Origin of the sequence: Cypionkella psychrotolerans (assembly GCF_001294535.1) — a bacterium.
Classification (GTDB): domain Bacteria; phylum Pseudomonadota; class Alphaproteobacteria; order Rhodobacterales; family Rhodobacteraceae; genus Cypionkella; species Cypionkella psychrotolerans.
Map to the genome: position 1 here is coordinate 1 of NZ_LGIC01000086.1, position 18618 is coordinate 18618.

General features: G+C 60.0%; 22 protein-coding genes. 8 read left to right on the forward strand and 14 right to left on the reverse strand.

Annotated elements, in window-relative coordinates; genetic code table 11:
• Window positions 1-51 precede the first annotated feature (51 nt).
• From AKV04_RS25775 to AKV04_RS19660, 6 genes are all read right to left on the reverse strand, one after another.
• Window positions 52-806, reverse strand: a protein-coding gene (locus AKV04_RS25775) for an IS5 family transposase (protein ID WP_235815552.1) whose coding sequence is annotated in 2 segments (ribosomal slippage) — window positions 52-473 and window positions 473-806 — 756 coding nt in all. Because the reading frame shifts where the segments join, the coding sequence is not laid out codon by codon here.
• 29 nt (window positions 807-835) lie between these two features.
• Complete coding sequence (locus AKV04_RS26320; RefSeq protein WP_156317700.1) at window positions 836-1138, reverse strand: hypothetical protein; 303 nt, start codon at window positions 1136-1138, stop codon at window positions 836-838.
• Window positions 1139-1200: 62 nt separating this feature from the next.
• Window positions 1201-1821 (reverse strand): TIGR02466 family protein, encoded by a 621-nt coding sequence (locus AKV04_RS19645; protein WP_054008107.1) that lies wholly within the window; start codon window positions 1819-1821, stop codon window positions 1201-1203.
• A 110-nt stretch (window positions 1822-1931) separates the two neighbouring features.
• Window positions 1932-2894: a tetraacyldisaccharide 4'-kinase gene (gene lpxK, locus AKV04_RS19650; protein ID WP_054008108.1), complete on the reverse strand. Its 963-nt coding sequence runs from the start codon at window positions 2892-2894 to the stop codon at window positions 1932-1934.
• Window positions 2894-4084, reverse strand: a complete 1191-nt coding sequence (locus AKV04_RS19655; protein WP_054008109.1) for a 3-deoxy-D-manno-octulosonic acid transferase — start codon at window positions 4082-4084, stop codon at window positions 2894-2896. Before AKV04_RS19655 ends, lpxK begins: the two co-directional genes overlap by 1 nt.
• 12 nt (window positions 4085-4096) lie before the next feature.
• Window positions 4097-4342, reverse strand: a complete 246-nt coding sequence (locus AKV04_RS19660; RefSeq protein ID WP_054008110.1) for a DUF4170 domain-containing protein — start codon at window positions 4340-4342, stop codon at window positions 4097-4099.
• A 121-nt stretch (window positions 4343-4463) separates the two neighbouring features.
• Between AKV04_RS19660 and AKV04_RS19665 the strand changes: the two genes are divergently transcribed.
• Entirely contained in the window at window positions 4464-5372 is a 909-nt protein-coding gene (locus AKV04_RS19665; RefSeq protein ID WP_054008496.1) for a sugar kinase, read from the forward strand.
• Window positions 5373-5435: 63 nt separating this feature from the next.
• On the opposite strand, the gene AKV04_RS19670 is transcribed toward AKV04_RS19665, so the two are convergent.
• Entirely contained in the window at window positions 5436-7739 is a 2304-nt protein-coding gene (locus tag AKV04_RS19670) for a DNA topoisomerase IV subunit A (protein WP_054008111.1), read from the reverse strand.
• A gap of 157 nt (window positions 7740-7896) precedes the next feature.
• Between AKV04_RS19670 and AKV04_RS19675 the strand changes: the two genes are divergently transcribed.
• From AKV04_RS19675 to AKV04_RS19700, 6 genes are all read left to right on the forward strand, one after another.
• Window positions 7897-8388: an SH3 domain-containing protein gene (locus AKV04_RS19675; protein ID WP_162232918.1), complete on the forward strand. Its 492-nt coding sequence runs from the start codon at window positions 7897-7899 to the stop codon at window positions 8386-8388.
• 90 nt (window positions 8389-8478) lie between these two features.
• Window positions 8479-9303 (forward strand): SDR family oxidoreductase, encoded by an 825-nt coding sequence (locus AKV04_RS19680; protein WP_054008113.1) that lies wholly within the window; start codon window positions 8479-8481, stop codon window positions 9301-9303.
• Between the two features lie 67 nt (window positions 9304-9370).
• Window positions 9371-9580, forward strand: a complete 210-nt coding sequence (locus tag AKV04_RS19685; protein WP_054008114.1) for a twin transmembrane helix small protein — start codon at window positions 9371-9373, stop codon at window positions 9578-9580.
• A complete protein-coding gene (locus AKV04_RS19690) occupies window positions 9580-10152 on the forward strand; it encodes a cob(I)yrinic acid a,c-diamide adenosyltransferase (protein ID WP_054008115.1) in 573 nt (190 codons plus the stop codon). The genes AKV04_RS19685 and AKV04_RS19690 overlap by 1 nt, the downstream gene beginning before the upstream one ends.
• A 117-nt stretch (window positions 10153-10269) precedes the next feature.
• Window positions 10270-11031, forward strand: a complete 762-nt coding sequence (locus AKV04_RS19695; RefSeq protein ID WP_054008116.1) for an electron transfer flavoprotein subunit beta/FixA family protein — start codon at window positions 10270-10272, stop codon at window positions 11029-11031.
• The gene (locus AKV04_RS19700) at window positions 11031-11957 is read left to right on the forward strand and encodes an electron transfer flavoprotein subunit alpha/FixB family protein (protein ID WP_054008117.1); all 927 of its coding nucleotides are present in this window, start codon (window positions 11031-11033) and stop codon (window positions 11955-11957) included. Before AKV04_RS19695 ends, AKV04_RS19700 begins: the two co-directional genes overlap by 1 nt.
• Window positions 11958-12002: 45 nt before the next feature.
• Here AKV04_RS19700 and AKV04_RS19705 read toward each other — a convergent pair whose 3' ends face one another.
• Window positions 12003-12830 (reverse strand): DUF6473 family protein, encoded by an 828-nt coding sequence (locus AKV04_RS19705; protein WP_054008118.1) that lies wholly within the window; start codon window positions 12828-12830, stop codon window positions 12003-12005.
• Between the two features lie 162 nt (window positions 12831-12992).
• Here AKV04_RS19705 and AKV04_RS19710 point away from each other — a divergent pair, with 162 nt between their 5' ends.
• Window positions 12993-13868 carry a 3-hydroxybutyryl-CoA dehydrogenase gene (locus tag AKV04_RS19710; RefSeq protein ID WP_054008119.1) on the forward strand — a complete coding sequence of 292 codons (876 nt, stop codon included), beginning with the start codon at window positions 12993-12995 and terminating at the stop codon, window positions 13866-13868.
• 115 nt (window positions 13869-13983) lie between these two features.
• On the opposite strand, the gene AKV04_RS19715 is transcribed toward AKV04_RS19710, so the two are convergent.
• Genes AKV04_RS19715 through AKV04_RS19740 form a run of 6 tightly spaced genes read right to left on the reverse strand, consistent with a single transcriptional unit; the run spans window position 13984 to window position 18616 of the window.
• Complete coding sequence (locus AKV04_RS19715) at window positions 13984-14853, reverse strand: lysophospholipid acyltransferase family protein (protein ID WP_054008120.1); 870 nt, start codon at window positions 14851-14853, stop codon at window positions 13984-13986.
• A 37-nt stretch (window positions 14854-14890) separates the two neighbouring features.
• Window positions 14891-15160, reverse strand: coding sequence for an HPr family phosphocarrier protein (locus AKV04_RS19720; RefSeq protein ID WP_054008121.1), 270 nt, complete (start codon window positions 15158-15160; stop codon window positions 14891-14893).
• Window positions 15161-15164: 4 nt separating this feature from the next.
• On the reverse strand, window positions 15165-15560 hold the full coding sequence (locus AKV04_RS19725) for a PTS sugar transporter subunit IIA (RefSeq protein ID WP_054008122.1): 396 nt from the start codon (window positions 15558-15560) through the stop codon (window positions 15165-15167).
• Between the two features lie 5 nt (window positions 15561-15565).
• The gene (rapZ, locus tag AKV04_RS19730) at window positions 15566-16471 is read right to left on the reverse strand and encodes an RNase adapter RapZ (RefSeq protein ID WP_054008497.1); all 906 of its coding nucleotides are present in this window, start codon (window positions 16469-16471) and stop codon (window positions 15566-15568) included.
• A gap of 37 nt (window positions 16472-16508) precedes the next feature.
• A complete protein-coding gene (locus AKV04_RS19735) occupies window positions 16509-16928 on the reverse strand; it encodes an HPr kinase/phosphorylase (RefSeq protein WP_235815717.1) in 420 nt (139 codons plus the stop codon).
• On the reverse strand, window positions 16925-18616 hold the full coding sequence (locus AKV04_RS19740; RefSeq protein ID WP_054008124.1) for a sensor N-terminal transmembrane domain-containing protein: 1692 nt from the start codon (window positions 18614-18616) through the stop codon (window positions 16925-16927). Before AKV04_RS19740 ends, AKV04_RS19735 begins: the two co-directional genes overlap by 4 nt.
• Window positions 18617-18618 lie beyond the last annotated feature (2 nt).

The following is an 18618-nucleotide window of genomic DNA, read 5'->3' on the forward strand; positions in this document are numbered from 1 at the left end:
TTCTCCCCATTTATCAAATGCCTCCTTTGAACTAGGCTCAGGACTCATTGATCATATCCAGAAGATGACGATGGCTGCTATGGCGATGGCTGACATGAAAGTGTGGGCGCAGCGGTCGTAGCGGGTGTGGATACGCCTCCAGTCCTTGAGTTTGCCGAACATGTTTTCGATTTTGTGCCGCTTGCGGTAAAGCAGTCTGTCGTGCGGTGTCTGGATTTTCCTGTTGGATTTTGATGGGATACAGGCCTCGATCTTCCGATCTGCAAGGGCGTCTCGCAGCCAGTCGGCATCGTAGCCCTTGTCGGCAAGGAGCGCCTTCGTCGGGGGCAGGCTTGACAGCAAGGCCGCCGCCCCGGTGTAGTCACTGACTTGGCCTGCGGTCAGAAACAGGCTGCGCGGGCGGCCTTCGCTGTCGCAGACAGCGTGCAGCTTCGAGTTCAACCCGCCTTTGGTGCGTCCGATATACCGGGGAAGAGCCCCTTTTTGAGCAGGCTGGCTGCTGTGCGGTGCGCCTTCAGGTGAGTGGCATCGATCATCAACTCGGCTGTCTCGCCGCCGCCTTTTGCCAGTTCCAGGAAGATGCGTCCGAACACGCCCAACTCGCTCCAGCGGATGAAACGGTTGTAGATTGTCTTGTGTGGCCCGTAGCTTGGCGGAACGTCGCGCCACCGCAGGCCGTTGCGGATGACAAAGATGATGCCGCTGATCACCCGCCGGTCATCCACCCGGGGGATGCCGTGAGACAATGGAAAGAACGGCGATATCCGCGCCATCTGAGCTTCGGAAAGCAGGATCATCTCGGTCATGGCAGCACCCCCTTGGTGCCACCAGTGAATCAATGACTTGCCGCTACAGCAAGCGATTTAATAGGTCCAGAGCCTAGCTGATCTGCTTGAGGTAGAATAGCTTTTGCCTGATCCATCAAAGTTGAGTAGCACCCGTTATTTCCAATGGCTGAGTAATATAATGCAAGCCGGAGATATGTGGCCCCTAGCTCGTACTTCAAATCTTCATCAAGCTCTGCACCAATAGTCGCAATCGTTTGTGACACAATATCAATACAGCCTTGATACTCAGCTGAACTTTCCAATTCGAAAAGTTTAGCTTCGTCGGCTCGATTTATGATGTGATTTACCATTATTGATGCGCCTATGGCCAAGTCGAATTATTCAACTGATGAAAAGTGAAGCTTATTTCCCCTCACCCCCACCCATAATTAAAACTCACGCTGATCCGATCCTCCTCCGCCATATTCATCGGCACTTCATGGCGCAGCCAGCTTTCCCACAGCAAAATCTCCCCCGCCTCGGGTGCGCGATACACGAAGGTCCGCAACTCATCCCGCACCTTGGCTTTGCGCGGCGGGGCGGCCATCATCATCGGCAGCCGCGGGTCTTCAAACTTGATCGCCGAAGTGCCCTTCGGCATCGTCACATAGCAGGTCCCCGAGATCACGCTGTGCGGATGGATGTGCGAGCTATGCACCCCGCCCTGCGGCAAGATATTGATCCACAACGAATCCAGCTTGATCTTCTTATTGCCCAGATCAAACTGCACATCCTTCACAAAGCCCTCAACATGCTTATCCAGCACCTTGACCAAGGCTTTGAAAATCGGGAACCGCCACGGCAGATCATCCAGCGAGGCATAGCTGGTATAGCCCGGATAGCCGTGCTTTTCGCACCAATTCTGCCCGGCTTCATCATCCTCGGCGATAGCGAGGCAAGAGTTTTCCAACTCCTCCAGATCAATCGGCTTGCCCTGCTCGGCCAAGGCCGCGCGATACAGCCGCGTGACAAAAAGCGATTCAATGTTCGACATGGCCTGATACTCCGCTATGGTCGAAGGGTTCAAAGGTTAACAAACCCTAAACGACCCCCTCCTAACCCCTTGATTTCACATATCCCAAAACCTGTCCACGCGTGGACAAATCAAATCCCCAACCGATCAAACGCCGCCTCCAACGGCCCCCAATCCTCAATCCGCAACCGCACCGGCAAAGTCAAAACCCGCGCCCGGAACGCCTCGGGCAGCCGGACCGCATCCTTTTCCGTCGTCACCAGCTGCGCCCCCTTGGCAAAAGCTTCCACTTCCAACCGGGTCAACAAAGCCTCTGACAGCGGCTGATGATCGTCTAACGCCTCGCCCCGCACCACCACCGCGCCCTCAGCCCGCAGCGTCGCGAAGAACTTCTCGGGCCGTCCGATCCCGGCGAAAGCCAGCACCCGCTCGCCCGCCCAGCCCATTCCCATCGCCAGCACCTCCAACCGCCCGCGCAGCAACGACACCCCTTCCACAGAAAACCCGGCATCCCCAATCGCCAACACAAAATCCGCCCGCGCCAACCCCACCGAGACAGGCTCCCGCAACGGCCCCGCAGGAAGACACCGCCCGTTGCCAAACCCTACCACCGCATCGACCACCACGATCGACAGATCCTTCATCACCGACGGATTCTGAAACCCGTCGTCCAGCAACACCACGTCAACCCCCGCCGCCTCCGCCGCCCGAACCCCCGCCGCGCGATCTTTCGAAACCCACACGTCACAAAACGCCGCCAGCAACAGCGGCTCATCCCCGACTTGTTCCGCCCGATGCTTTACCGGATCAACCTGCACTGGCCCCGCCAAAGACCCACCATGGCCCCGGCTGACCACCGCCACCCGCCGCCCGCGCGCCAGCAACCGCTCCACCAAAGCCATCGCCATCGGCGTCTTCCCGGTCCCGCCCGCGTTGATATTGCCGATGCAAATCACTGGCACCGCAGCCCTATACCCCGCCCCCCGCAAACGCCGCGCCGTAGCCCAGCCATAGATCCACCCCAACGGAGCCAAAACCCGCGCCCAAACCCCCGGTCTTTCCGGCGCGTTAGACCAAAACCCCGGCGCGCGCATCAGCTTCCCCCATCCAGCACATCACGCGCAAACGCGACCACCCGATCCGTCACCTCAACCCCATCCGAGGCCAGGGTCCAAGCCGCCTGCGCCAGCCGTGCCGCCCGATCTGGGGCCAGCAGATCACTCAAAGCATCGCCCAGATCACCCGCAGACCCCACCGCTCGCGCCGCCTGCGCCGCGCCCAAACGCCCGAAAACCGAGCCATAGCCGCCCGGCCTTGGCCCATAGACAATCGCCGATCCCAAAGCCGCTGGCTCCATTGGGTTGCGCGCGCAGCCCTCGCCCAGCAACGACCCGCCCATATAACTGACCGGAGCCAAGCGATACCACAGCCCATATTCTGCAGCAGAATCAGGGATATAAACCTCGGTTTCCGCATCCGGTTCCTGATCCAGACTGCGCTGCGCCACGGTCCAGCCCTCCGATACCTCCATGAAAACCGCCAGTTCCGCCGCCCGCGACACATCCTGCGGCACCAAGATCAAGAGCAACCGATGCGCCAACCTTAACGCCGCGCGATGCGCTGCAATCACCGCCGCTTCCTCTGCCGCAGGCACATCCACTGCCAGCCACACCGGGCGCGTCGCCATCAACCCGGCCAACATCGCGCGCTCGGGTTCATGATAAGGCAGCGCCGCCGAAGGCTCCTCCATCCGCCCCGCCACCGCGACCGCTGCCGCCCCGGCGCGCCGAAACGCCCGCGCCGCCGCCTCATCCACCGCCAAAAGTTGTGCGAAAGATTGCAGCGCCGACCGCATCAATCCCGGATACCAACCCTCGCGCCCCTTCATCAGATAGGGCGCGCGGGCATCCACCATGATCACCGGCAGGCCACGTTCGGCCGCCTCAAACAGCAGCGCGGGGCGCAATTCACCTTCCGCCATAATCACCAAAGCCGGGGCCCAATGCGACAGAAACGCGCGGGCCTCAGTGGGTGTGTCGAAAGGTGGCTGCTGATGCAGCATATCCGCGGTCAGTGGCACCGCTTCCGGGCAGGTCAACAGCACCGTGACGCCCAATTCCTCGACCAGTCGCAAAGCCAGTTGCCGCAACCCGCGCGAGCAGCCGATCTCTGCCGCATGCAGCCATATCAGATCGCCCGGTGGGCGGGCGGGTCGCGCAATATCGGGGCCAACCGCGCGCCGTCCGGTCAGATTGTAAAGCGTGCGGCCTAGGGATAGTGCCATAAAAACGGTCGCTTACGCGCCCATCTCCTCGGTCAGAGATCCTGGTACGCCTTCTTCGCGCAACCGGTGAATATGCGCGATGAAATAGCGCATATGAGCGTTGTCGACCGTGCGTTGCGCTTCCGCCTTCCATGCCGAAAACGCCGTCGCATAATCGGGATACATGCCGACGATGTGAATCTGGCTGACATCCTTGAAGACGTTCTTTTGCGGGCTGACAAGCTCGCCGCCAAACACAAGATGAAGACGCTGCGCCATGCTGGATTTCCTACTGCTGCACCGTTGCACAGGGTAACGGGTGCGCGGGCGCGGTTCAAGGCTTGCCGCACTTGCACAGGCTGCGCTGGCCGATCATTCTGGTCTTGATATGGGGGATATGATGGCAAGGCGGGTCTTGGCGATTGGCGAATGTATGGTGGAACTGTCGTCGGCCGGGGATGGTCTGCTGCGGCAGGGTTTTGCGGGGGATACGTTTAACACCGCTTGGTATCTGCGGCATTGCCTGCCTGCCGACTGGACGGTCGATTACCTGAGCGCCGTGGGGACGGATGCGCTGTCGGATCAGATGCTGGCGTTTATGCAAGCGTCAGGGATTGGCACCGCACATGTGGCGCAGCGGGCAGAGACGACGGTCGGCATCTATCTGATAAGCTTGCAGAATGGCGAACGCAGCTTCAGCTATTGGCGCGACAGTTCCGCCGCGCGGCGGCTGGCAGATGATCCGGTTGCTTTGGCGCACGGCCTTGCGGGAGCGGCGCTGGTGGTGTTTTCCGGGATCACCTTGGCGATCCTGCCCGCCTCTGGGCGCGCGGCGTTGTTGGCGGCTGTGGCGCAAGCGCGGTCAAACGGGGCGCTGGTGGCCTTCGATCCAAATATGCGCGCACGGCTATGGCCAGAGGTGGCCGAGTTACGGCACTGGGTGACGGCTGCCGCGCGGGGTGCCGACATCGTGCTGCCGTCCTTCGACGAAGACGCGCGGGTGTTCGGCGATGCCAGCCCCTCGGTGACGATTGCGCGCTATCGCGCGTTGGGCGTGGGGTGTGTGGTGGTGAAAAACGGCGGGGGCATGGTCGAGACTTGGGAGGGTTCCGCCTGTGAAATGCAGCCCGCGCCGCAGAGCGTCGTGGACAGCACCGCAGCAGGCGACAGCTTCAACGCGGGGTTTCTCGCGGCACGCATGCAGGGGGCTTCGATGCCCGAGAGTCTTCAGCAAGGGGCGGCTTTGGCCGCACAAGTGATCGCGGCACCAGGGGCTTTGATTGCACCGAAAAAGTTAACGCCACCCTAACGCAAAAACATAAGCCTTTGAAATCATTTACTGGGGTGAACGGTCCGCGCACGGACCGCCCCTTCAGTTGAACCGATTATCGCGTGGAAACCCCCGAGGCGCCATCCGCCCCGCCGAGGCCCGCGCCCCGATCCATTCGGCCAGATCGGTCTCGGTCCGGGTCCGCCCCGCCGGGTCTTTCCAAGCCAGCCCTGCGGCCAAAACAAAAGTGGTGGCATCCGAAAGCCCGCCATCTTTGTATTTTTGCAGCCGCACACCCTTGCCCTTGGCCATCTCAGGCAATTCCGCCAGCGGGAACACCAGAACCTTGCGGTTATCCCCCACCACGGCAACATGATCGCCCTGAATCTTGCGACAAATCGCGGTCTTCACGCCCGCACTCAAGGACAGCACCTGCTTGCCCGCCCGGGTCTGCGCCAGCACCTCATCCGAGGTGACAACAAATCCATCCCCTGCCGAGGATGCCACCAACAGCTTTTCACCGGCGCGGAAGATTTGCAGATCGACGATCTCGGAATCGTTTGGCAGATCGACCATCAGGCGGACAGGTTCGCCCATGCCGCGCCCACCCGGCAGGTTGACGCCGATCAGGGTGTAGAAGCGGCCATTCGCGCCGATCAGCAAGATTTTATCGGTGGTCTCGGCGTGGAAGGCAAAGCGGGCGGTATCGCCATCTTTGAACTTCTGCTCGGTTGCCAGATCGACATGGCCCTTCAACGCCCTGATCCAGCCCATTTGCGAGCAGATTACGGTGATCGGTTCGCGCTCAATCATCGCCTCAAAGGACACTTCCTCGACATCGCCCGCTTCAGCAAAGGCGGTGCGGCGCTTGCCCAGAACGGTGTCTTTGCCGAACTTCTTGCGGATATCGTCAAGCTCAAGACCGATCTGAGTCCACTGCAACGCATCGCTTTCCAAAAGGTCAACAAGCCCCGCCCGTTCGGCCATCAAAGCGTCGCGCTCGGCGATCAGTTCCATTTCTTCCAAGCGGCGCAACGAGCGCAGGCGCATGTTCAGGATGGCCTCGGTCTGCACCTCTGTCAGCTCACCCTCGCCGGGTTTCGGCGGAACGTAATCTTTCTCGGACATCGCGCGTTTGTGCGGCTTGCCCCAGTGTTCGGCCATCAACGCGGCCTTGGGGTCATTGTCATAGCGGATGATATCAATGACGCGATCAAGGTTCAGGAAGGTGATGATGAAGCCTTCGAGCACCTCTAACCGGTGGTCGATCTTCTCCATCCGATGCTGACTGCGGCGTTTCAGGACATCGCGGCGGTGGTCGAGGAAGGCGCGCAGGACTTCCTTGAGGCTACAGACTTTCGGCTGCCGCCCGTCGATCAGCACGTTCATGTTTAGGCTGAACCGCGCCTCAAGGTCCGACGATTTGAACAGCGCCGCCATCAGCATATCGGCTTCAACCGTGCGTGAGCGCGGCTCCAGCACGATGCGGATATCATCGGCGGATTCGTCGCGCACATCGGCGAGCAGCGGGATTTTCTTGGTCTGGATCAGTTCGGCCAGCTTTTCGATCAGCCGGGATTTCGGCACCTGATACGGGATCTCGGTGATGATGATCTGCCAGGTGCCACGGCCCAGATCTTCGACATGCCATTTCGCGCGGGTGCGGAAGCTGCCGCGCCCGGTGCGGTAGGCTTCCAGCATGGTCGCGCGGGGTTCAATCATGATGCCGCCGGTGGGGAAATCGGGGCCGGGGATGATCTCGACAAGCGCTTCGTCGGTGATCTCTGGGTCAGCCATCATCGCATGGCAGCCGAGGATCAGTTCTTCAAGGTTGTGCGGCGGGATGTTGGTGGCCATGCCGACCGCGATGCCGCTGGAGCCATTCGCCAGTAGATTCGGGAAGGCGGCCGGCATCACCACCGGTTCTTCCAGCGTGCCATCGTAGTTCGGACGAAAATCGACGGCGTTTTCGGTCAGACCCTCCATAAGGGTTTCCGCAATCGCCGTCAGGCGGGCTTCGGTATACCGGCTGGCGGCGGGATTATCGCCGTCGATGTTGCCGAAGTTGCCTTGGCCATCGACCAGCGGATAGCGCACGTTGAAATCTTGCGCGAGGCGCGCCATCGCGTCGTAAATCGCGGAATCGCCGTGGGGGTGATAGTTTCCCATCACGTCGCCGGATATTTTTGCAGACTTACGGAACGCGGAGGTCGCTGAAAGCTTTAACTCGCGCATAGCATAAAGGATTCGGCGGTGAACCGGTTTCAGGCCATCACGGGCGTCGGGCAAGGCCCGGTGCATGATAGTAGACAAAGCATAGGTCAGATAGCGTTCACCAATCGCGCGGGCCAAAGGCTCGGCAAGGGTGATGGGCTCTATCTTGGGATCATTTTCGGCGTCGGACATGGATGTGGTGTAGTGCGGGCCCGGGGGCTGGTCCAGCCGGAAAACGCAAGGCGCGGTTGGGGGTGGCACGATTTGGGGGGAAGAATCGCTGTTTTTTCCACCCCAAAACGCGTAAGATCGTGCTATGGCTGCTGCTCTTCAGTGGAGTGCCTGTGCGATGTTTAAACTAACTTTTTTCCTTTGTGCGGGGCTTTTTACAGCGATGTATTTCGGCGGCGCTGATCGCGGTCAGCAGCGCTTTGGTTTGGTTGAAAAGCCACGGGTTGTGGCAGCCCCTGTGGCTGATGCCCCGGTGGTTGGTGCGGATGCACCTGCAGTGGTTGCCGCGCCTGCGGTTATACCTGTGACAGAAGCGGCTTTCGTCCCCGAAGCGCCGCTGATGGTCACTCCGGCTGTGGAGGAAACCTCCTCTGCGCCCGTCGTGGCAGAGCCCATCGCAGCTGAACCGGGCGTGCTGATGGTGGTGAACGCGAAATCCGCCAATGTGCGATCCGGCCCCGGCAAGGATTATGATGTGGTCGGTCGGTTGATGCGCGGCGACTCTGTGCTGGTGGTGGCGCAAGGCGAAGGCGCGGATGGCTGGTCGCTGATCCGAATCGAGGGCGACGGCATTGAGGGCTATATCGCCACGCGTTTGCTGACCGAGTGATTTTGAACGGAACGCTAATCCTGAACTGAATGATTGTCGAAACCTGCCGCAGCCCCTACGAAGGGGCAAACCCAAAAAGGGGCAGCAGGCATGGAACGCACGATTCTGATCACGGGATGCTCATCGGGCATCGGGCTGGACGCCGCGCGCGGTTTGAAGGCGCGGGGCTGGCGGGTGTTTGCCACTTGCAGGCAAGAACCTGATTGCGAGCGCTTGCGGGCTGAAGGGCTGGAAAGTTTCGTGCTGGATTATGCCGATGAGGCGAGTGTTGAGGCTGCGGTGGCCGAGGTGGTGACGCGCACCGAGGGCAAGCTGGACGCTTTGTACAACAACGGCGCCTTTGCCTGCCCCGGCGCTGTGGAAGACCTGCCGCGCGGGGCGTTGCGCGCAATCTTTGAGACCAATCTGTTTGGCTATCACGACCTGACGCGCCGGGTGATCCCCCTGATGCGCGCACAGGGCGGCGGGCGGATTATCAACTGTTCCTCGGTGCTTGGGCTGGTAGCGCTGAAATGGCGCGGCGCTTATGTCGCGACGAAATTCGCGATGGAGGGGCTGACCGATGTGTTGCGCATCGAGATGGCCGATACCGGCATCAAGGTGATCCTGATCGAACCGGGGCCGATTGGCACCTCGATCCGCGAAAAGGCTATCCCGCATTTTGAGCGCTGGATTGATTGGCAAAACTCGGCACGCGCTGCGGAATATGCCACGTTGCGGGGGCGGCTTTATCAGGCCGGCCCAAAGGATCGCTGGGAGTTGCCCGCCTCGGCTGTGACAGAAAAGCTGATCCATGCGCTGGAATCCGCCCGCCCCAAAGCGCGGTATTTTGTCACAACGCCGACGCATCTGATGGGATTTGCCCGGAGGATTCTGCCGACGCGGCTGCTGGATTGGGTGATTGCGAAGGGGTAGGTTACGTTTTCCAGTTCGCTTTTTATTGGCAAACGCCTAAATCAAGGCAAAGCGAAAGGAGCTCACCATGCTCAGCGACCCGATTTTCATCTTTGGCGTGCTTGCCTGTTTCGTCGTGCTGATCATCCTGATGATTGGTATCGGCAGCTTCGCCAAGGGCGGCGAATTTCACCGCAAACACTCTAACCGTTTGATGCGCTATCGGATTATCGCGCAGGCTGGCGCAGTGATCATCATCGTCGGCTACGCTTATTACCGCAGCAAAGGGGGCAACTGATGGTTGTTCTGTCAAAAATTTATACCAAAACCGGCGACAAGGGTGAAACTGCTTTGGGTAATGGTGCGCGGGTGCCGAAGCACTCGGCGCGGGTCAGCGCTTATGGCACGGTGGATGAGACGAATGCGACGGTGGGGCTGGCGCGGCAACATTCCAACGGCGATATCGACGCGGCATTGCAGCGGATTTCCAACGATCTGTTCGATCTGGGCGCTGACCTCTGCACCCCGGATATGGAGAACGATGCCGAAGCCCCCTACCCGCGTTTGCGGATGATCGCAGCACAAGTGGTGCGGCTGGAGGCTGAAATTGACACGATGAACGCGCGCCTGACGCCGTTGCGCAGCTTTATCCTGCCGGGGGGCAGCGCTTTGGCGGCGCAACTGCATTTGTGCCGGACGGTGTGTCGGCGGGCTGAGCGGTTGGTGGTGGAACTGGCGGCCTCCGAGGCGGTCAACCCGGAAGCGGTGAAATACCTCAACCGTCTGTCGGACTGGTTCTTTGTTGCGGGCCGGATCGCGAATAATGACGGTAAAGATGACGTGCTCTGGGTGCCCGGCCTCACGCGTTAGACGCGACGTCTGACCGCGCTGTTTCGTCGGTTTTGGTCTGTTACCGACGCGCTCAACCATATATGACAGCGGCGAGAGCTTGGGCGGCCTTCGGGCCATTGAACGGAGATATGCGCGATGAAGGTTCTTGTACCTGTCAAACGTGTGATCGACTACAACGTGAAAGTGCGCGTGAAAGCGGACGGTTCCGGGGTTGATCTGGCCAATGTGAAAATGTCGATGAACCCGTTTGACGAGATCGCTGTCGAAGAAGCGATCCGGCTGAAGGAAAAGGGCGTGGCGACCGAGGTTGTCGTGGTTTCCATCGGCGTCAAGCAAAGCCAGGAAACCCTGCGCACTGCTTTGGCGATGGGCGCAGACCGCGCCATTCTGATCGAAGCCACCGATAACGTGCATACCGATATTGAGCCTTTGTCGGTTGCCAAGCTGCTGGCCGCCGTGGTGCGCGAAGAAGCACCGGGGATCGTGCTTTGCGGCAAGCAAGCCATTGATAACGATATGAATGCCACCGGGCAGATGCTGTCGGCACTGCTGGGCTGGAGCCAAGCGACGTTTGTGTCTGAACTGGCGATTGACGGCGACAAAGCCGTGGTCACCCGCGAAGTTGATGGCGGTTTGCAGACGATTTCGGTGAAAATGCCGACCATCGTTTCGGTCGATCTGCGTTTGAACGAGCCGCGCTATGCCTCGCTGCCAAACATCATGAAAGCCAAGGCCAAGCCGCTGGCGATTAAGACTCCGGCGGATTTCGGCGTTGATGTCACCCCGCGTCTGAACATCGTGAAAACGGTTGAACCCGCAGGCCGCAAGGCTGGCGTCAAAGTCGGCTCGGTCGACGAACTGATTGCTAAACTTAAAGACGAAGCGGGGGTGATCTGATGGCCGTACTGCTGATTGCTGATGTAAACGAAGGCGCTTTGGCGACGGATGCCGTGGCCAAAACCTTGGCCGCTGTAGCTTCGCTTGGCGACGTGCATGTGTTGGTTGCTGGCACGGGCGGCGATGCCGCCGCTGCTGAAGCTGCAAAATTATCCGGCGTTTCCAAAGTGTTGTTCGCCGATGATCACGCCTATTGCCACGGCATGGCGGAATCGACCGCCGCTTTGGTGGTGTCGCTGGCGGGGGGCTATAGCCATATCTGCGGCGCGGCCACCGCATTCAACAAAAACGTGCTGCCGCGTGTGGCGGCTTTGCTTGACGTGATGGTGATCTCGGACGCAACCGCCGTGATTGATGCGGATACGTTTGAGCGCCCGATCTATGCCGGCAACGCGGTACAGACCGTGAAGTCAGTGGATGCGAAGAAGGTTTTCACCGTCCGTACCGCAACTTTCACTGCTGTTGAGTCGAATGGTTCGGCGGCTGTTGAGAAAATCGGCGGGCCGGGTGAGGCTGGGCTATCGGCTTGGGTTGAGGACAAAACCGCGACTTCGGATCGCCCGGAACTAACTTCCGCAGGCATCGTTGTTTCGGGTGGCCGTGGTGTTGGCTCGAAGGAAAGCTTCGATCTGATCGAGAAACTGGCCGACAAGCTGGGCGCGGCCGTTGGCGCTTCGCGCGCGGCGGTCGATTCTGGCTATGCGCCAAACGATTGGCAAGTTGGTCAAACCGGTAAAGTCGTGGCACCGCAGTTGTATGTGGCGGTCGGGATTTCCGGGGCTATTCAACACCTTGCCGGGATGAAAGATAGCAAAGTCATCGTCGCGATCAACAAGGACGAAGAAGCCCCGATCTTCCAAGTGGCGGATTACGGTCTGGTGGGCGATCTGTTCACGATCGTGCCGGAATTGATCGAGAAGCTGTAAACTTTCGGAAACTGAATTGGAAAGGGCGCCGTTGGGCGCCCTTTTTCATATCAGCCGGTGGATTTCAGGCATCAGCAAATCGGCAACCTCGCGGTGCGCGGCAGGCCCCGGCAGGCCCGCCGCCGCAGGAGCCTCCATTGGCGCGAAAGCCATGCCATCGACACCCTGCGACAGCGCCGCGTGGCTGATCACTGCCTGCACATAGGCGGCGGTGGGCGTGCGAATGGCGTTGATCATCTCACTGTCGATCAGCAAGGGATTGCGCGCCAGATCGACCCTGCGGGTGGGCGACGGTGGCGCTTGATCCGACACCCAGAGCAGAATCACCCGCCGCCCCAACCGCGACAGCAGCAGCTTCATCCGCGCCACCCATGCGGCGCGTAGTTCTTCTGCGACGACCTCAAACCGATCCGCCGAGGCATTTTGCAGTGACATCAGCATATGCCGGGTGAAGTTAAACTCAGTGAAATCCACCCGTGGGAAGATCGCCCGCAGCAAGGGCGTCGCGCCGAGAAACCGATCATTGCGGCGCGGATGCACCGCGTAATAACGGTTCGACAGGTTCTGCGCACCGAGCAGCTGCATCACGGTCACCGAGGCTTGGGCTGCGATCTCTGTTACCGCCACCTCATTGATGAACACATCCGGTCCCGCGTTCATGCAGCCAAGATTGGCCACTGGCAGCCCCAGTTCCAGCTCAATCAGATCCGGGTAAGGCGCAGGCACGAACTTGCCATAGGTTTCGGTTCCGCCCAAAACCGCGACATAGGCCCGCTCAATATCTCGCCTTGGCCCACGGAACAAAACCCGCGAGCTGCCATATCGGCATGGAAAATAGTCCAGCGACCCCTCGCCGGGAAACACATACGCCATAGCCCACCCATTCGTCTTAACACCCAACACCGACTTTGCCCGAATCGCCTTTCCAAATTGCTAATGCTGGCATTTGTGGCGAATTGTTCTGAACCGCCGCAGGGTTGCGCCTGCCCCCTTAGGCTGCGTATTGTGCCGCGAGCAGGTTAAAGGGGCGTTGGCATGGAAATCCGGTCGGTGGGCATCGTTGGGGCGGGGCAGATGGGCAATGGGATTGCGCATGTGTTCGCGATGGCCGGATATGATGTGCTGCTGAACGATGTGAACCCTGAGATGCTAGACAAGGCTATCGCCACCATCGACAAGAATATGGAGCGGCAGGTCTCGCGTGGCAAGCTGGCGGCCGAGGATAAAGCCGCCGCGATGGCGCGGATCAAGACCACAGCGGTGCTGGCCGATCTAGGGCCGTTGGATTTGGTGATTGAGGCGGCGACGGAAAAGGAAGCCATCAAGAACGCGATCTTTGACGGGCTGTTGCCGCATCTGGGGCCGGATACCATTCTGACCTCAAACACCTCATCTATTTCGATCACCCGACTGGCCAGCCGGACGGATCGGCCAGAAAAGTTCATGGGGTTCCACTTTATGAACCCGGTGCCGGTGATGCAGCTGGTGGAGCTGATCCGGGGCATTGCGACCGATAAGCCGACCTATGATACCCTGCTGGCGGTGGTCGGCAAGCTGGGCAAGACGGCGGCGTCTGCTGAGGATTTCCCGGCCTTCATCGTCAACCGGATTTTGATGCCGATGATCAACGAGGCGGTTTATACGCTCTATGAAGGCGTGGGCTCGGTGAAGTCGATTGATGAGAGCTTGAAACTGGGGGCCAATCATCCGATGGGGCCGCTGGAATTGGCGGATTTTATCGGGCTGGATACCTGCCTTGCGATCATGAATGTGCTGCATGAGGGGCTGGGGGATACGAAATATCGGCCCTGCCCGCTGCTGTCGAAATATGTTGAGGCGGGCTGGTTGGGGCGGAAGACTCAGCGCGGATTTTATGATTATCGCGGTGAGGTTCCGGTTCCGACGCGGTGAGTGTCCACGCGTGGACAAAATGTCGGCCCAACGAAATCAATGGGTTACAGGGGAGGCATTAAGGAAGTTTTAACACTTCCGCCGCCAAGCCCCCCGATTTAGCCTAAGCCAAACCTTACGGCTTTTTGCCCAAATCCAATGTGTGCTGGCGCAGCCACGCAAGGAAACCGCGCGGGTTGCCTTCCCATTTGTCCAACTCGGTTGCCGGAATAGGTGCCCCAATATAGGGGCGCTGCGGTTTGAACAAAGCCCGCTTGATCTCACACAACAGCAAGCCCTGTCGCAGCGTATCCGACAGCTTGTTGGCGATCAGGAAGCTGCGCGAATTCTGCCCGGTGAAGTGGATCGGCAGGATCGTTGCCCCCGAGCGTTGGATCATCTTATGGGTGAAAACGTTCCATTCGGCCTCAATCGCCGGGCCAAAGAAGCCTTCCGACATCGCCACTTTACCCGCCGGAAACACGATGATCACGCCGCCAGCCTTCAGATGCGCCATCGTCTCTATGCGCATCTCTAGGCCGAGTTGCCGGGCGTTTTCTTCATGCGGGAACGGCACCGGGATCATAAACTCGGCGACTTCGGGAATGCCCGTCAGCAGGCTGCGGGTCAGAATTTTGAAATCCGACCGCACCCGGTTGACCATTTCGGCCATGATCATGCCATCGACCAAGCCATGCGGATGGTTGGCGACCACCACCAACGGCCCGGTCGGGGGAATCAGCGCGATTTCTTCCGGCGGGGTATCAATGCGAATCCCCATCTGCTTGATCGCCTTGGGCCAGAACGGCGAGCCGAACGGTGCGCCAGAGCGTTCAAAATCGCGGATCAACCGCAGCAGGGTGATCTTTGCCGTCAGCCATTCAATCGCGCGAATCGCCCCAGCTTTGAACGGATTGCTGAAGGTGCCCGCATAGGACAGCCGCCGCATGTCATATTCGCGCTTGGCCGTGGGCGGCGTCGCGTTGACGGTCTCTGTCTGTGGCATGTCTGTCACGAAGCCTAAGCCTTCCCCGAACCGCGCTTCAGAACTCTTCCCCGAAGCGATTGGCCACCAGAGCCGCCAGAGCCTCGGCAAGCGCCGCAGCGGCTGGCCCACTGGTAGAGACCTCAATAGAGGTTCCGCGTGAGGCTGCCAACATCAAAAGCCCCATGATGCTGTCGCCGGACACCGTCATTCCGTCTTTGGTGACCTGTGCCGTTGCGTCAAATTCCTCAACCACCTCGACGAATTTGGCAGAAGCGCGGGCGTGCAGGCCCTTTTCATTGACGATTTGCAGGGTTTCTGCGGCCATATTCTTAGGCCCCCCCGCCCAAATCCAGCGAATTGATGTATTTGCGGCCCGCTTCGAGCGCCGCCGCGACGGCCTCGGTGACAGGGAGTTCGCGGGATTTTGCCAGCTTGATCAGCATCGGCAGGTTTGCGCCGTAGATGATCCGGCGTTCAGAGGCCGCACAGGCCATCAGCGACAGATTCGACGGCGAGCCGCCAAACATATCGGTCACCATCACCACGCCCTGCCCCTGATCGACCGCATCGGCGGCGTCACAAATCTCGCGCTGTTTGGCGGCGCGGTCATGGTCATCCTCAATCGCTATCGCCCGCATGGAGGTCTGCGGACCAACCACGTGTTCGACAGCGGAAAGATATTCCCGCGCCAAGCCGCCATGTGCCACGATCACGATACCGATCACGCGTCTTACCTCAATCCCACGGCAGGTAAAGTTGCTGCCCTGCGTTCCAATTCACGATGCCGTTTTGACACCGGCCAGCCCGCTTCTGCAAGCACCTTGCCTAGTTTTTCTGCAACTGCAACAGAGCGATGTTGCCCGCCAGTGCAGCCAAAGCCAATCGACAGATGCGCTTTACCCTCTGCAAGATGGGCTGGAAGCAGCATCAGAACAAGACCCTGCAACCTTTGGAAGAAATCCGCAAAGCGCGGATCGGTTTCGATATGGGCGGCTACGGCAGAATCGCGGCCATCTTTGTCGCGCAAATCAGCTTGCCAATAAGGATTTGTCAAAAAGCGACAATCGAACACCATATCAAGACCGCGCGGCAGTCCACGCTTGTAGCTGAAAGATTGCACCGAAACCGCCATATGTGCCGTCGCGTCACGGTTAAACCATTGACCGATTTCAGCTTTCAGATCGTGCGGTGACATCTCGGTGGTGTCGATCAGATGATCGGCGCGCACCCGCACCGGGGTCAGCAGATCAATCTCCCGCGCGATGCCTTCGGTCGGGGTCTCCATCGGGGCCAGCGGATGGCGGCGGCGGGTTTGCGAATAGCGCCGGATCAGTTCATTCGGATCGCAATCGAGATAGATCAGCTCAAGGCCGACGCGGGGGTCGCGGGTGAGGGTGTCGATCAGCTCTATCAACGCCGTGGTATTAAAGTCACGGTTGCGCACATCTAGACCCAGCGCGATGGGGCGGCCAAGGCTGGGGCCGTCGATCAGCCGGGGGACAAGCGAGAGCGGAAGGTTGTCGATCACCTCAAAGCCCAGATCCTCCAGCGCATGAATCGCCGTGGTTCGCCCCGCACCCGAGGGGCCAGTGATCAGCACCAGTTGATGCTCTGGTCCGGGTTCGGTATAGCCCACCGTTTGGCCAAGTTCGGTATTCACTGTCACGCCTGCCTCACTCCAGCCTTGCCCCCTTCAGATAGCACAAGACCGAAGCTGGAAAATGGTTGCTTTCTGCGCCGAGGACAAGGGGAAGCGACACGCCCAGCAAAGTTGTGATGCGTTTGGGCGGCAGGCGGTGGGTTTCGGTTTGGTCAAGGTCGACGACGAGGCTGATTGGGGCGCTGGGGTGGGGGGGAGAGTGCAGCAGGCCCACGCCGCGGGCTTCGATCATGCCCGACAGCTGCGGTGGGCAGGTGGCGATAAGCTGTTGGTGTTGCAGGGTGATCTGGGTTTGATCATCGGATATAAGTGCCGCCCCATAGGCGATCAGTTGCAGCGCCAGCGCGGATTTGCCCGTACCCGAGGCACCGATGATCAACACGCCATGCCCGTTCACTGCCACGCAACTGGCGTGCATCAACTGGCTGGTCACACCGGCAGACCGACCACAAACCGCGCGCCGAGCGGGTCAGAGGTGGGATCGGCGTTGGTGGGCCGGATGTTTTCAGCCCAGATCACGCCGCCATGGGCTTCAACGATCTGCTTGGAGATCGACAGGCCAAGGCCGGAATTGTTGCCGAAATGCGTCGGCGGGCGGTCGGAGTAGAAGCGCTTGAACACCTTGGTCAGCGCCTGTTCCGGGATGCCCGGCCCGGTGTCTTCGACCACGATCAGCACACGGTTTTCGCGCCTGCGCGCCCAAACCCGCACCGCATCGCCATCGTCGCAGAACGACACGGCATTGGTGATCAGATTGACGAAGACTTGCGCGAGGCGGCCTTCCAGCCCGTGGATCTTGATGGCTTCTGTGGGGAAATCGGTAATGAATTCAACGTTCTTCTCGCGTGCTTGGTCGCCGAGATATTCGGTGAGATTGGCGAGGGTTTTGACCAGGTTGAACTCCTCCTCCTCCTCTTTCACCAATTCGCTGTCGAGGCGCGAGGCGTTGGAGATGTCCGACACCAGTCGATCCAGACGCCGCACGTCATGTTCTATGACGTTCAGCAGCTTCTCGCGGTGTTCTTCTTTCTTGACCATCCGCATCGAGCCGACAGCCGAGCGCAGGGATGCGAGGGGATTCTTGATCTCATGCGCGACATCCGCTGCGAACTGCTCATTGGCGTCGATCCGGTCATACAGCGCCGCCACCATGCCGCGCATCGCCACCGACAGACGGCCAATTTCGTCTGGGCGGGCGGCGAGATCGGGGATACGCACCCGGCCGGGGGACATTTTGCGTGCATCGCGGTCGCGGCCCAGTTCCGCTGCGGCTGCGAGATCCGACAGCGGGTTGGCGATGGTTGACGCCAGCACCAGCGACAGGCCGATGGACACCAACAGCGCGATGACGAACATCTGTAGGATCTGCTCGCGCTCATAGCGGACCAGACGGTCAATCTCGCCCTCAGCCGAGGTCAGCACCACGGCCCCAATCACCGCGCCGCCAAACCGCACGGGGCTTGCCACGGAGAACTGCGCGCCACCGTCCACGCCGCGCCCGGTGTTCACCGCCACATCGCCCGTCAACGCGCGGGCATAGAGATCACGCGCCATCGCCTCGCCATTGGCGGCGGAGGGAACGTGGTTTCCGGCGCCCAAAAGGCCGGAGACAGCCTCCCAAATACCATTGAGAAAGTCGGTGATGATGGTCTTGCGCTCATCGCGCAACGCATCACCGGGGCGGGCCTGACCGATGCTGTGCGTCACCAGCAGGCCTTTGGGATCAAATACAAAAACCTCAACGCCCGGCGCCACGGCCAAGCCTGCCAAACTCACAGGCAGGCTGCCATTTGCGTTAATCGCGACCGATTCCACCACGTTGGAAATCAACTGCGCTTCGGTCACCAAGGCCTTTTCGCGCTGCAACACCAGACTATCGCGGAACGGGTTCATGAATAGAACGCCTGCTACCAAAATCACCAACGCCATCAGGTTGAACACGATGATCTTGCGCGCCAAAGGTGAGCGGTTCAGCGAGACGATGCCACGCCGCCCGCGGCCTTCGGACAAAGCACTATCGGCCACAACCTCGGGTGAGACCCAGTCTTCGCCCAACAGCAACTCTCCCGGCTTTTTCGCCGGGGTCGCGTCTTTCATGGATATGTTTTGCGCCGCTGTCATGG

Excerpts from the sequence above, each read along its gene's own strand:
- AKV04_RS26320 (WP_156317700.1), bottom strand. The coding sequence starts at position 1,138 with ATGGTAAATCACATCATAAATCGAGCCGACGAAGCTAAACTTTTCGAA.
- AKV04_RS19645 (WP_054008107.1), bottom strand. The coding sequence starts at position 1,821 with ATGTCGAACATTGAATCGCTTTTTGTCACGCGGCTGTATCGCGCGGCC.
- lpxK (WP_054008108.1), bottom strand. The coding sequence starts at position 2,894 with ATGCGCGCGCCGGGGTTTTGGTCTAACGCGCCGGAAAGACCGGGGGTT.
- AKV04_RS19655 (WP_054008109.1), bottom strand. The coding sequence starts at position 4,084 with ATGGCACTATCCCTAGGCCGCACGCTTTACAATCTGACCGGACGGCGC.
- AKV04_RS19660 (WP_054008110.1), bottom strand. The coding sequence starts at position 4,342 with ATGGCGCAGCGTCTTCATCTTGTGTTTGGCGGCGAGCTTGTCAGCCCG.
- AKV04_RS19665 (WP_054008496.1), top strand. The coding sequence starts at position 4,464 with ATGGCAAGGCGGGTCTTGGCGATTGGCGAATGTATGGTGGAACTGTCG.
- AKV04_RS19670 (WP_054008111.1), bottom strand. The coding sequence starts at position 7,739 with ATGTCCGACGCCGAAAATGATCCCAAGATAGAGCCCATCACCCTTGCC.
- AKV04_RS19675 (WP_162232918.1), top strand. The coding sequence starts at position 7,897 with ATGTTTAAACTAACTTTTTTCCTTTGTGCGGGGCTTTTTACAGCGATG.
- AKV04_RS19680 (WP_054008113.1), top strand. The coding sequence starts at position 8,479 with ATGGAACGCACGATTCTGATCACGGGATGCTCATCGGGCATCGGGCTG.
- AKV04_RS19685 (WP_054008114.1), top strand. The coding sequence starts at position 9,371 with ATGCTCAGCGACCCGATTTTCATCTTTGGCGTGCTTGCCTGTTTCGTC.
- AKV04_RS19690 (WP_054008115.1), top strand. The coding sequence starts at position 9,580 with ATGGTTGTTCTGTCAAAAATTTATACCAAAACCGGCGACAAGGGTGAA.
- AKV04_RS19695 (WP_054008116.1), top strand. The coding sequence starts at position 10,270 with ATGAAGGTTCTTGTACCTGTCAAACGTGTGATCGACTACAACGTGAAA.
- AKV04_RS19700 (WP_054008117.1), top strand. The coding sequence starts at position 11,031 with ATGGCCGTACTGCTGATTGCTGATGTAAACGAAGGCGCTTTGGCGACG.
- AKV04_RS19705 (WP_054008118.1), bottom strand. The coding sequence starts at position 12,830 with ATGGCGTATGTGTTTCCCGGCGAGGGGTCGCTGGACTATTTTCCATGC.
- AKV04_RS19710 (WP_054008119.1), top strand. The coding sequence starts at position 12,993 with ATGGAAATCCGGTCGGTGGGCATCGTTGGGGCGGGGCAGATGGGCAAT.
- AKV04_RS19715 (WP_054008120.1), bottom strand. The coding sequence starts at position 14,853 with ATGCCACAGACAGAGACCGTCAACGCGACGCCGCCCACGGCCAAGCGC.
- AKV04_RS19720 (WP_054008121.1), bottom strand. The coding sequence starts at position 15,160 with ATGGCCGCAGAAACCCTGCAAATCGTCAATGAAAAGGGCCTGCACGCC.
- AKV04_RS19740 (WP_054008124.1), bottom strand. The coding sequence starts at position 18,616 with ATGACAGCGGCGCAAAACATATCCATGAAAGACGCGACCCCGGCGAAA.